The sequence below is a fragment of the Legionella lytica genome, assembly GCF_023921225.1.
GTDB classification, from domain to species: domain Bacteria; phylum Pseudomonadota; class Gammaproteobacteria; order Legionellales; family Legionellaceae; genus Legionella; species Legionella lytica.
The window spans coordinates 92,335-104,189 of record NZ_CP071529.1 but is presented as its reverse complement, the minus strand read 5'-3'; the positions used below and the strand labels follow the sequence as shown (position 1 = coordinate 104,189).

Sequence of the window (11,855 nt, the reverse complement as noted above, 5' to 3'; positions counted from 1 at the left end):
ATCGCGCTATAAAATTGGAACTTAGGGCGCTATTTTACGCTCAGAGCTTCCCTGTTGTAAAATAGACATCAAGCGTAGGGAATAGGGTGGCTAATGAACGAGGCAAATGAAGAACAAACGTGGGTAATTCAGTGGCGAATTGATGCAAAAACCCATAATTACGAGGATTGGCCAGGTTATAGCGAAACCCCGATGACTCGCAATGAAATGCTTTCCGCACTGGAAGAGTGTCACAGCAAGTGGCCTCATTATGAGTTTCGTGGGCATAATGTTCATGCAGCTCTGTTGCGTCATCGAGTAGATGAATCAATAGGTGCTACTAAAAAGGAGTAATTAGGAAATGTCTTTAGAGTTGTGTCATTGGATTCTTGCGCTTTATGTGGCTGGATTGTTTATGAGTATTCTTGGTTCTATTCAGTTCTTGCTTAATCGTAATGAGATAAAGAAAACCACAGATATTGATGTCTTTCAAACTCGCCCTAGCTTGAAACTTTATCTTATTTTAAAACCCATCTTTTGGCCTTATTTTTTTGTTGCCGAAAAAAGCCCCATCGAGCGAATTTCTGAATTATTCTTTAAGCATTATGGTGATGAGGGGCATACTTATTTACGAAATAATGGGCTTAAAAATTTTCTAAGGGATGTAGTAAGGGAAAAAATCGCTATGAACATTATCAAGTAAAACGACTCTTTTGGCCAATTGATGAAGGGAGTGAAGACTATCAAGAACACCAAAAATATTTTCCTAATAACAGCAGGCCTCTTCATGCTGAAATTATTTATGCGCAGCACCAAGAAAAGTATCTTGTTGGGGTGATGTGGAGTACTAGAGAGTGTTTGGACAATACTAAGCCAGTGAGCAGATTTCAATTAGACGAATGTGAATCAATGACTTTTTTGCAATTTCAACAGCGATTGCTGCAAATTAATCAGGCCAAGGCAAGAGAGTTCTTGAATCAGTACAAATACACTAATTAGCGGTTTTTTCGCTATTTATTTTAAATTAAAGAGGGAGGGAGGTATTAAAATGAACACAGTGAGCGTTCAATTGAAAAACGGGAATTATTTGCTTATCCCTGCGGAATTTTATCCCAGATATCCTACATATAGTAGCCACTAAGGAAAATTTATCATGTTTCACACCTATTAATCGATTTGTAGCTGCTATTAAAACAACCTCCTCTTTTATTTTTAACCCGGTTTTTGCGGTTTTTCAGTGATTAATTTAAGTCTCTGCACCCCTCTACTGGTAACTAACAATTCATTAAATCCAAAAACAACCTATTATTTTTATCTATTTCTCGGTTTCATTATTTCTTATTACCTCACTAAAGCGTTCACCCTATTTACCAGTATACGTCCCTTTACTACTGATCGCTTGGCGCATAACTTAGGGTATAGTTCTTTTGAAAGTGCACTTAAGCCCTATGACAGCCGGATGCTTCAAGAAATTATTCATGTAAATGATTTAAAAGGATAAAGACGAATATTGTACTTTGATGATTTATATGGAATTTTATTTTATGTAGCCACCCCAAGAAGGTTATATGATACTTTTGGGCCTTCTCGCCTACGAGTAGTTAAATAATATAATAAAATATCGAGCGTTTTTTAAACAACAAATACCCATTTAAACCATACCTTCAATGTTTGTATTGGAATTTAATATTGGTTATGTATTTGATAATGACACCGTACTTTTAAGATAGTGTCATTATCAACTTGGGTTCAATTAGCCAAGCCCTTATTTCTAAGCTTGTAATTGTAAGGTTAATCGCATATTGAGCGCATCAGCTACTTTGACCAATGTTTCCAGAGAAGGAATAAATGAACTGCTGCCACTTTCAAGGCGAGAGACAACGGACTGCTTGCTGCCAATTTTTTTTGCAAGTTCTGATTGGGTCATGTGGCGCTCTTTGCGTGCATTCGCAATCATTACCGCAATGTTATTAATAATTTGTTCGCGTTCGTAATGCTTTGCAAACTCATCATCCTGCTTGATTTTATTGTCAATAAATTCATTCAAGGTAAGTGCTTTCATTATCGTATACCTCCATCATGCGTTTTTCAGCAAGTTCAATCTCTTGCTTTGGTGCTTTTTGCGATTGTTTTTTGTATGCATGTAAAAGTACTATAATCTCTTTTTGAATGCATACATAAAAAAAGCGATAGCCACTGCGAGATGTTTTGATCTTAATTTCCCAGAGCGATCCTTTTATTTGTCTAAATTGTACGCGCGGGCTATCGAAACCAAGCTCCTCGATGTTTTTCAAGCATCCAGCAATACGCGCGATTTCATCTGTCGGTAAATCGTTTAGGAATTCCGCCACCGGGTTTTTTCCCGATTGTTTTTGGTAGAATTTTACTTTCATAATTTATTATAGCATAAATGTGATATTTTCGCCATTGTTAAACCCATGGAGTCCAATCTTTTAGGTAATAGCATTTTGTGATCCTCCCATTTATAAGTAGGTTTCAACTAATTAGTTGCAGTTTTATCATGTAGGTTTTTATAGCATTTGATTTTATCCATTAACTCATTTTTATTGAGATGAATAATTTTCTTAATTACGAGCTCAGGGTTATGGCTTTGATCTAATAATTGCTTCGCCCATAGCATAAAGACATCATCTTCAGTGAGCATCGTGAATAATATTTCTGGCTTCTCTTTAAATAATAATTCAATAGCACAGGCTGTAAGCCATTTTGTAGGAATTGTGTCTCCATGAGCCATGCTTTGAATAGCCATTGGTGAGAAGCTTTTGTCTTTTTTAAATAATTCTTTTGCTAGGGCATGTAATTTTTCAGAACGGTTGTAAATTGATTGTATTTCGGCAAAAACAGCTTGCATTTGGCGAGTAAAATCCTGCTTTTTATATTCTGCAAGATTTGCCTTGGTTAAAATCGTTAAAGCATCTTCTTTGCTCTGTCCCGAAAGTTTGCTGACAGCGATTTTCATTTGTTGAATGATGCTTGCTATCATTGGTTCAAAAATGTTGAGTTCGACCTTGTTTTGATGACAAAGAATTTCAATTTGGTCTAATGTCTCGGTGAACTCATAAGGCAGTCGGAAGCGGAAATCAATTAATGAATTTTGTGGTGTTGGATGTAGCTGTTGATAAATAGCCGTAATATTTTGGATAAATTGTTTAAGTTCAATCAGTTCATTTATGGATAATTTAGCCCATCCGTCAAAAGAGTCGGGGGCATCCATTAGAAATGAGCCATATAAAACTTTTGAGTCAGCTTGTTTTACATAAACTCGCGGAGCTTTCCGTGAGTTTTGTCTAATTTCGAATCTTAAGAGCTTATTCATTAAGAAGCCTCTAATAAAATAAGTGGTGAGTTGTTGTTATATTGAGATGCAATATCTTTTGCCTCGTTTAGTCGTGTATATGTTTTGTTTGTTGCTAAATCAACATAATATTTTTTCCCTGCGTGTTTGTAATGGTGTTTCGCGCGAAAGGCAAAAATAGGGGTATTTATAAAACCACCTATTAAAGAAATTTTCATGATTTTAGTGATTGCTTCCGTATCCTGAATGGTTTCATTAAAGTATTTTCCTAGTAAATGATGTTCATTTAACTCGTACAAACTTTTTAAATGGTTCCAGCGATTTCCGTAATACCGCATGTAATAAGTAACACCGGATATATTTATTTTTCTGGCACGTGTCGCATCGTTTTTGTAACTGGACCTTCTTAAAGAATAATAAGGTTTGAACGCACGCAAGATAGGCAGCGTTTCCTTTTGGCCATATAAAAAAACAAGATTATTGAACCGTGCGTCTAGTTTCGCTTTTTGAGTTCGCGCATCCCCTAATTTAACCTTTATTGCTTCTAGCGATTGGATAATAGAGTCAATGCCCTGTTCCTCTAGGGTTGGGATGTCATGCAAAGAGATTTCGATTTGATATTCCAAACGCTCAAACGTTCTGAGGGATTTGCATAGCTGTGGATAATGGATTAGCGTGTCGAGTCCCACGGGGCTGCCTACAACTTCTTTAATGGCTATTCTATTCCAATAAGAGTAGGAAATCTCTTGAGGTCGTGTGCACTGCGGTGTCAGTCTTAATGCACTGAGTAAGTCATTTAATGAAAGGCCCAACTCAAGGGGTGTTTTTTCCGATTCTAAATTGATCATGACATCCTCTTTTTTTCTCTTAGTGTCCCAATGACAGAGCTTAGTTTATTCATCATCGTTGTTTAAGTCAATACAAAACATCAATTTAAAACACAAACAATTATTATAAATTAAGTTTACAAGTACCTGATAATTTGGCATAATATACGTGTTCACTTAGGAACATTAAAGAAAACAAAAGGAGTTAAATCTATGAATCAATACGATGCTCTAAAGGTGCTTGGTTTGTCAGGCCAGGTAACTCCAGAGGATATCAAAATAGCTTATAAACGAGCATGCTCCAAATATCACCCCGATAAAAATCCAGCGGGTCTTGAAATCATGAAGATGGTTAATCTCGCTTATGACGCATTAAAATCATTTGATGGTCAGGTTTCTGTTTCTCAAGATGCAGCGCAATATGGGGAGGCAGTTGCAAACGCATTGAACGCAATCAGCGGCCTTGGCCTTATTATAGAGATTTGTGGCGCATGGGTTTGGGTTACAGGAGAAACCAAGCCTCACAAAGATTCGTTAAAAACCGCTCAATTCAAATGGGCACCTAAAAAAACCTGTTGGTATTTTAGACCAGAGGATGCAAAGCGCTCCCGTTCTCAAGGTAATTATACTCTGCAAGATATTCGAGAAAAATACGGCAGTGTGCAGTTTTCAGGGCGTGAACCCCGCCATCTACCTTAGTATCCATGACCACCTGCAAAGGTGGTCTTTCGCCCTCCCCTTTTTTCTAAATCATGGTGGGTGCAAAGAATTACCTATTGCATAGCTCGCCAAGTTAGAAACTTAGCTTAAGGATTTATAATGATGAAAGAGAAAAATGAATTTCAACCAACCGCTGAAATGGCACAAGCCGCACAAGATTATATTCATGCAGAAGCCCATTATTTAACGATAGAGCCCATTGTAAAAGAGATTCAACAGGCGTTACTTACCGAAACGCAGTATCGCCATAGAGAAACCAATCAGGTTATAACAAACCCTAAAGATACATGGTTAATGAGTGATGTCGATTTCAATCAATACAACGTATTGTTGCATCACTGCTATTTAGAAAAGGGATTTAATCCAAAATACGGTTATTGCCCCTTACTTATTGCTGAAGATGAACTAAGAAAGGCCGGGAAAAAGTTAATTGATTCGCTTCGCTCAATCACGGGACTGGGTGCAATGGATGTGATTAACGCGAAAGATGGAAAGGGATTAATGCATTTCAAAGAGTTTATTGATGTTTCGTTACGGCTTTTGGTGCCTTATTTAAGGAATTAATCGTAAATAAAGTTCATGAATTATATTTACATTAATGGGATTTGTGTTATACTGTCTTTGTTCTTTAGGAACATCATAGAAAATTAAAGGAGCTTTATAATGATCAAACATCCACTTCAAATCGACTCCATTCTTTATTCCTCTTGGGGTTATGACCAAACCAATATCAATTTTTACCAAGTCATTCAGCTTGTTGGTAACTCTACCGTCGTTTTAAGAGAGCTCGCTCAAGAAATTGATACATCACCAAATTCATTTATTGGTAAAACAAAACCTATTCTTAATCAATTTATCGGCGAGGCTTTTAGAAAAAGACTCAGAGAAAATGGCATTGTACGCATTGAATCATTTATTAATGCTTATCCATGGAATGGCTCGAGTCGGAATTATTCATCATATAGCTAATATTTCCCCCTGCGTAAGCGGGGGTATTGATAATAAATTAACTAAATAAGCTTACTTAGGAACGTTGATGATGAATTTATCCCCTTTAGAAAGTCACGGATTAATAAAAGAAATAACGATAGTGTGGACTATTGATGATGTGCTGGAGGTTCGACCCGGTTTGACCAACGCACAAGCAAGTGCGGTCTTGTTTCACCTTAAAACTAATCATGACGCAACCATAGGCATTAATTGGGATGTAGTAGGGGCTGTTTGTGATTATTTATTTGGTAGATAGCAATAAATTTAGGTGTTATGGAGGGTGGTGTACGCCTACCTCCTCTTTTAATAAGAAATATATCTGTTTAAGAAAAGGAAAATCATGGAATTAAGACTGTACCACGGACGAACGAGTCCTGAGCAAGAAATGGATAGCTGGGGCTTTGAAGGGCCAATACTTACCGGAGTCGAAGGGATTGTATGGACTTATGGAATACCTAGAGTCTTTTTTGGGAGTAGCGATGACTATAATAAGGCTAAAGAGCTTACAGGGTGGGATGAATTAGGCGACGGGTTAGAAATGTCAGTTTTTGAAGATATGATTAAAACAAAGCAAGGGTATTTTGGGGATTGGGAGTTGATATAAACAATGCCTCTCATCAATAAATGTAAATTATTATTATAAATAATATTTACATTTATTGGGGTTCTGGTATACTGTATTTGTTCACTTAGGAACATAATAAAAAACATAAGGAATTAAAATGATTAAACATTCCCTTCAAATTGGCTCCATTTTTTATAGTTCTTGGGGTTATGACCAAACCAATATTGATTTTTACGAGGTTACAAAGCTTATAGGCAAATGTACTGTGGAGCTTCGTAAAATTGCTCAGTCCAAGATTCCTTGCGAACGCGATTACTTTTGCGGCAAGACAAAACCAATTCCTGGAAAATTTGTAAGTGGCCCCCTCAGAAAGCGGTTAACGAAACTCGGTAATATCAACATTAATTCATTCGAACATGCCTCCCTATGGGAAGGAAATGAGCTTCTATATTCCTCTTACGCATAAAACAATCCAATCAAGAGGAGAGCTGTCTCTCCTCCTCAAGAATAAAGGAGAATCCTATGTTTATCAGTCTGATTTTAAAATGTTTTTCCCCCTTTCACATCGCAGTTGAGTCATTAAAAAAACAAAAAAGGGAAAAAGAAATGATTCATTATCATTTGGGTATAAAGGTTCCCACAAAGACATGGGGTATTACCACATGGATTATATAAAGTTATGGCAAGAATTTTCGGATGTCCCTATCAATAGCAGAGACGAAATAGTAGAGCGGTTCATTCATTTTGAAAAAGGAACCGATAAAATTGATATATGGTCGTGGTTTGACCGAAAGTTACCGAAGGGAATTGCATATGAACATTGTAAATAGATTTGATACGGTATCGTATCTGGCGCTAATAATTTTGCTTACAGGCTTTATGTCTTACCCCGCACAATCAGCACGTTCAATATCTTTTGTGGGGAAGCATATGTTACACCGCCCTACAAAGACTAATAGGGGCAAATTTTTAACTGGAGTGGCAGTAGGTTCCCTTTTGTTTTCTCAAAAGAGCGGTTCTGAATCAGATAATGTAGACTACAGTTTTAATGGCTTTGATGAATTGTATGCTGAATATGAGCGTAATACACAATTATTAAAAAAAGGAAGTTTGTCGAAAGAGCAGCAATTAACATTGATACGTAGAAATGAGCAAATAAAAATTGCATTAGTTCGGAAAGCTAGAAATCGGTATGTCGAGTCATTTACGCTTCAATTAACTCCCTTGAAAGAAAAAATAATCGACCGCGAAAAAACCGAGTCCAAAAGATCGCCAAATACCGACCAAGTTATTCGAAAGGAAATTGTATATCAAATTCGTTTATCAAGAGAAAGTCCGAGTACAATTGATAATTTTGATGTAATTAGCGTAAATGATACGAAACCAAATAGCTTAAATCCTTATCAGTTTAACTATTCGGAGCAATGGGGAGAGAATGTTATTAAGATAAAACTGAGAGATAAGAAAGATCACGGGTTCGAATTTGAATTAACCAAGACTTATTATGTGCCACAGCCAAAAGAAAAGAACCCACAAAGAGCTTTTCTCCCTGAAATCGAAGACAGATTCTTGTATCTTGCTCCTTTACTGGTGATATGGTTTTCTCTAAGAGCGTTATTAGGGCCTGCTGAGTAAATGCAGGCCTATAAATATAATTGTAAGGAGTATTTTATATGTTAGAAATATTAGTTGGTATTGCAGTTGTTCTAGTAATTTTTTGTTTTTACGGGGTTATTTATTGTGAAGCAACAGGAGGTTGCCCTCATTGAGCGTTTAGGAAAATATCATCATGTTGCTCATGCGGGACTTAATTTTAAAATTCCATTTATTGATTGGATTTCTGGCAAATTATCCTTACGAATCCAGCAACTCGATGTGAAAGTTGAAACCAAAACCAAAGATAATGTTATTGTTCAAATTCAAGTTTCAGTCCAGTTTCGCATCAAAGAAAACGGAATCTATGACGCGTATTACAAATTAGAAGATCATACGCAACAAATTACAGCATATGTACTTGATTTGGTTCGTTCCGAAACCCCTACCATGATTTTAGATGATATTTTCGAGAATAAGGACACCGTAGCCAACGCGGTTAAAACTCACTTGACGAGGACGATGGAAGAGTTTGGATTTGAAATTGTGAAAGCGTTAGTAACTAATATTGAGTTAGAAGCAAAAGTAAAAAATGCCATGAACGAAATTAATGAACAACAGCGCTTGCAAATTGCCGCTCAAGCAAAAGGAGAGGCCGAAAAAATTCTAATCGTCAAAAAAGCGGAGGCAGAAGCTGAAAGCAAACGATTGCAAGGTGAAGGAACAGCCAACCAAAGAAAAGCAATTATTGATGGATTAAGTCACTCAGTAGAAGATTTTAAAAAATCTATTCCAGATACAGAATCTAAAGATATTATGAACATAGTATTAATTACTCAATATTTTGATACATTGAAAGAAATAGGAGCTAACAATAAATCCAGTACAATAATATTGCCCCAAATGCCCTATGATATTGCATCTCAACTACAGCAAAGTATCATCACAGGAAATTTAGCAAGTAAGGCTTCCGAAAAAGACTGAAATTTGGATTTATAGATATAAAATGAAGCTTACATAAGTTAAGCTTCATCCTTAAATGGATATTGATAGCTTTTTTAGGTTAAAAATGAATTTGATACTTAAACAAATAAGAATTCTGGCAGAAATTTGGGTTAAATTACAGACTCGGTACAAATGCGAACTGGAAACGTGATTTTGATTTAATTTAGTACTAATTCGGTTTGAAGTTAATTACGTTATCTAATAAATATTCAGAGTTATTTAAAACAAGTAAATTACTATAAAATATAGATTTTATATGGGCTATGGCTGTATCAGTATTGATGAAATTAAGCAATGGCATACCAATAACTGATCGCATAATTATGCGATTGTACTACAAATTAAAATGACTAATGTTAATACCCCCACAAGCAATAACAAGAATAGATTCTAATGGTTGAATAATCGGGTGATTATCATAGACCACAGACATCGAAGCTCCACTTGAAAGCTCTACCAACATACGCTGATCTTTTGCAAAAGCACGACTGCCTTGTTCTGCGTCCGTATCGCTGACGATTATGTTTTTAATAACATGCTCTTTTGTCCATTGCATGAGTCTTGGTGTAACACTTTTTGCTCCTAGGCTAGTTGCTTTACTAGTAATTGTCGATAATGTAACTCGGTGATCGGCCTTTACTGATTGAAAAAATGCATCAGCGCCCGCTGTTTCAACAGCAATTAATGGTACATCATTCCAACCTTGTTGACGCATGCCTTTTAGAACACCGCAAGCTAATCCACCACCGCCTACTGACACAATAACCGCATCAGGGGGTTGAATGCCTTGCGAGACAACTTCCTCAATTATTGTCGCATGTCCATCCCATAACATCGGGTGATCAAAGGGAGGAATATAGGGGTTCTTTACAGGAAGGGACGAAATTTCCCGGTTCACCCTTATAACCCTTTGCCAGTCTAGGCTAGAGTCAATAAATTGATTTTTGCCTGGTTAAATCAAATAACACTAACCTATTGAATATAATTTCATTTGTTTCGTTGGATGATTTCATGTTAGATGAGGAAGATATATAATAAAATATTCAGTGAAATAATTCTTATACTAATTTTTTTAGCACTCAATCTAAGTCCCTCAGCATTAAAAATTTTTAACGACAGAACCTTTTGAATACAGTAAAATGAGTTTCCCTCAACAAAAGTGCAAATCAATTGCACTGATTGATAAGGGAGGTGCTGTATATGGAAAATTTTTTATCAATTGCTTTTTCTTAAGTAAGTCAACTCATGGAGGTATTGGATGAAAAAAATATTATTCTTATCTGTAATTTTAGGGGCTCTTCCCTTAAATTCTATCGCTGGAATATGGGCTACTACAGTTCATAGCCGAGCAAATTGTATCAATAATGAATCAATAACTTGGTGGCTTAATCATTCTTTTGACTGGCGTGTAGTCAGTACTCATGGGAATATTTATGGTAAAGACCGAGATCATTTAATTGATACAGGATATGCCGTTACGTGGAGGCAAGCTGCTGTTCATTGGAATGAAGCTCCATTAAACGATCACCGATGGTTTGTTTCCGGATATCATTATTTAAGCGACTATGGCAATGGACGAATCCCATTCGATACTACCAGTGTAGGGGACTGCAGTATTTATAATGGCTGGTGGGATTATTAAATTAGTACGTAATCATATAAGGATTAAAAATGAATAAAAAATTATTACTTGCCGGAGTTTCTATCTTATTTTCCCTCAATGCAACAGCGGCACATCAAAATTCACTAACAAAAGAAGAAGTTAATAAGCGTAACATTGAAATGCTTTCTAAAGCAGGTATTGAGATTTCTGATTCAAGCGAAATCAGTATTGTTTCAGCCAATAAATATATTAATTCTAAAAATATTTATAAAAATGATAATGATGCTCATATGGCAAAAAAGATGAGAGAATATCTTGCCATGTATGATGAACAACAAAAAAAAGGCTACGTTATGGAGGCAGAACCACGCGCCAAGGAGCTAATGGAATTAAAAAAAGTAGCTCCATTCCACAAAGAAAAATATAAAAATGTTTTTTCTTCTAAAAGTACCCATCTAAGATCTTCTAGTAGCGAACTAAAGTTGGCATATACTTTTGTTGGAGTACCACCATCTGAAATGGATCTCAATATAGGCGTATCGCCCTATGGAGCATATAAGTTAGTTAAAAATGGAGATGATGGTGATGGATGGGACGGGGCTGTTCAGTTTTTTGAAAAAAATGGTATAGGTAGTTGTGCTTTCACTGAACATAATAGAAAGCTTGCCCATAGCGGCGTGGAATTAATAAAGGAATTAACAAGTTATGAGATTAATAGCAAGCCCACTATCCTACTTGTTAAAGGAACGAAAGAAAGTGGTTTCATCTATAAATTAAAATGGTATGACTCTACATTTAGTAGAGAATTGGAGTGTGCAAGTTCAGATTATAATACACAATTACGTGCAAAAGTAATTGAATTAGCTAATCGGATAGAATCTTATCAATAACTTTAACTTAAAACCTTTGACCTGGATAAAGTACTTTATCCGGGCCATAGAAGTTAAGATCGAAGTTCAGTTATGCCTTTTGCTAAGAACCCTGATGAATAGTAAGAAACTCAGCTTTATCTCGCGCTACTAAAAATACTTATCTAAATGACATAAAGGAACACTCGTTTTTTGTAGAGCTTGAGACGTCATTTGAATAAAATCGTCAACTTCCAGTTTATTTTTTTTAGCAAATTCAAAAATCTCAAGCTTTTGATTGTTCAAATCTTGCTTGTCAGTTGAGGTGCGAAGATAAGCAATTGTTTTGGCCATAATTTACTCAAAAAATAGTCTGTTAATGTTTAACCTAAAATAATAGGTTTAATTA

General features: G+C 36.0%; 19 protein-coding genes. 13 read left to right on the top strand and 6 right to left on the bottom strand.

Annotated features, from left to right (window positions below; translation table 11 throughout):
• Positions 1-93 precede the first annotated feature (93 nt).
• The 3 genes from J2N86_RS15955 to J2N86_RS15945 all read left to right on the top strand — a co-directional run bounded on the left by J2N86_RS15955 (position 94) and on the right by J2N86_RS15945 (position 1,480).
• Positions 94-333 (top strand): hypothetical protein, encoded by a 240-nt coding sequence (locus J2N86_RS15955; RefSeq protein ID WP_252582766.1) that lies wholly within the window; start codon positions 94-96, stop codon positions 331-333.
• Between the two features lie 7 nt (positions 334-340).
• On the top strand, positions 341-682 hold the full coding sequence (locus J2N86_RS15950) for a hypothetical protein (RefSeq protein WP_252582765.1): 342 nt from the start codon (positions 341-343) through the stop codon (positions 680-682).
• Positions 683-1,216: 534 nt separating this feature from the next.
• A complete protein-coding gene (locus J2N86_RS15945) occupies positions 1,217-1,480 on the top strand; it encodes a hypothetical protein (protein ID WP_252582764.1) in 264 nt (87 codons plus the stop codon).
• Between the two features lie 270 nt (positions 1,481-1,750).
• Here J2N86_RS15945 and J2N86_RS15940 read toward each other — a convergent pair whose 3' ends face one another.
• The 4 genes from J2N86_RS15940 to J2N86_RS15925 form a co-directional block, all read right to left on the bottom strand.
• Positions 1,751-2,041, bottom strand: a complete 291-nt coding sequence (locus tag J2N86_RS15940) for a helix-turn-helix domain-containing protein (RefSeq protein ID WP_252582763.1) — start codon at positions 2,039-2,041, stop codon at positions 1,751-1,753.
• Positions 2,019-2,372, bottom strand: a complete 354-nt coding sequence (locus J2N86_RS15935; protein ID WP_252582762.1) for a type II toxin-antitoxin system RelE/ParE family toxin — start codon at positions 2,370-2,372, stop codon at positions 2,019-2,021. The genes J2N86_RS15940 and J2N86_RS15935 overlap by 23 nt, the downstream gene beginning before the upstream one ends.
• A gap of 107 nt (positions 2,373-2,479) precedes the next feature.
• On the bottom strand, positions 2,480-3,316 hold the full coding sequence (locus J2N86_RS15930; RefSeq protein ID WP_252582761.1) for a hypothetical protein: 837 nt from the start codon (positions 3,314-3,316) through the stop codon (positions 2,480-2,482).
• Positions 3,316-4,143, bottom strand: coding sequence for a hypothetical protein (locus J2N86_RS15925; protein ID WP_252582760.1), 828 nt, complete (start codon positions 4,141-4,143; stop codon positions 3,316-3,318). Before J2N86_RS15925 ends, J2N86_RS15930 begins: the two co-directional genes overlap by 1 nt.
• Positions 4,144-4,335: 192 nt before the next feature.
• Here J2N86_RS15925 and J2N86_RS15920 point away from each other — a divergent pair, with 192 nt between their 5' ends.
• From J2N86_RS15920 to J2N86_RS15885, 8 genes are all read left to right on the top strand, one after another.
• Positions 4,336-4,821 (top strand): J domain-containing protein, encoded by a 486-nt coding sequence (locus J2N86_RS15920; RefSeq protein ID WP_252582759.1) that lies wholly within the window; start codon positions 4,336-4,338, stop codon positions 4,819-4,821.
• Between the two features lie 120 nt (positions 4,822-4,941).
• Complete coding sequence (locus J2N86_RS15915; protein WP_252582758.1) at positions 4,942-5,406, top strand: hypothetical protein; 465 nt, start codon at positions 4,942-4,944, stop codon at positions 5,404-5,406.
• A 99-nt stretch (positions 5,407-5,505) separates the two neighbouring features.
• A complete protein-coding gene (locus tag J2N86_RS15910; protein WP_252582757.1) occupies positions 5,506-5,811 on the top strand; it encodes a hypothetical protein in 306 nt (101 codons plus the stop codon).
• A 67-nt stretch (positions 5,812-5,878) separates the two neighbouring features.
• Complete coding sequence (locus tag J2N86_RS15905) at positions 5,879-6,088, top strand: hypothetical protein (RefSeq protein ID WP_252582756.1); 210 nt, start codon at positions 5,879-5,881, stop codon at positions 6,086-6,088.
• 84 nt (positions 6,089-6,172) lie between these two features.
• Positions 6,173-6,436 (top strand): hypothetical protein, encoded by a 264-nt coding sequence (locus J2N86_RS15900; RefSeq protein ID WP_252582755.1) that lies wholly within the window; start codon positions 6,173-6,175, stop codon positions 6,434-6,436.
• 118 nt (positions 6,437-6,554) lie between these two features.
• Positions 6,555-6,863, top strand: a complete 309-nt coding sequence (locus J2N86_RS15895; protein WP_252582754.1) for a hypothetical protein — start codon at positions 6,555-6,557, stop codon at positions 6,861-6,863.
• A gap of 347 nt (positions 6,864-7,210) precedes the next feature.
• Positions 7,211-8,032, top strand: a complete 822-nt coding sequence (locus tag J2N86_RS15890) for a hypothetical protein (protein WP_252582753.1) — start codon at positions 7,211-7,213, stop codon at positions 8,030-8,032.
• Between the two features lie 105 nt (positions 8,033-8,137).
• A complete protein-coding gene (locus J2N86_RS15885) occupies positions 8,138-8,974 on the top strand; it encodes an SPFH domain-containing protein (RefSeq protein ID WP_252582752.1) in 837 nt (278 codons plus the stop codon).
• A 355-nt stretch (positions 8,975-9,329) separates the two neighbouring features.
• Here J2N86_RS15885 and J2N86_RS15880 read toward each other — a convergent pair whose 3' ends face one another.
• The gene (locus J2N86_RS15880; protein ID WP_252582751.1) at positions 9,330-9,893 is read right to left on the bottom strand and encodes a pyridoxal-phosphate dependent enzyme; all 564 of its coding nucleotides are present in this window, start codon (positions 9,891-9,893) and stop codon (positions 9,330-9,332) included.
• Positions 9,894-10,253: 360 nt separating this feature from the next.
• On the opposite strand from J2N86_RS15880, the gene J2N86_RS15875 reads away from it, so the two are divergent.
• The gene (locus J2N86_RS15875; protein ID WP_252582739.1) at positions 10,254-10,637 is read left to right on the top strand and encodes a hypothetical protein; all 384 of its coding nucleotides are present in this window, start codon (positions 10,254-10,256) and stop codon (positions 10,635-10,637) included.
• 29 nt (positions 10,638-10,666) lie between these two features.
• The gene (locus J2N86_RS15870; protein WP_252582740.1) at positions 10,667-11,488 is read left to right on the top strand and encodes a hypothetical protein; all 822 of its coding nucleotides are present in this window, start codon (positions 10,667-10,669) and stop codon (positions 11,486-11,488) included.
• Positions 11,489-11,617: 129 nt separating this feature from the next.
• On the opposite strand, the gene J2N86_RS16155 is transcribed toward J2N86_RS15870, so the two are convergent.
• Positions 11,618-11,800 carry a recombinase family protein gene (locus tag J2N86_RS16155; protein ID WP_289781859.1) on the bottom strand — a complete coding sequence of 61 codons (183 nt, stop codon included), beginning with the start codon at positions 11,798-11,800 and terminating at the stop codon, positions 11,618-11,620.
• Positions 11,801-11,855 lie beyond the last annotated feature (55 nt).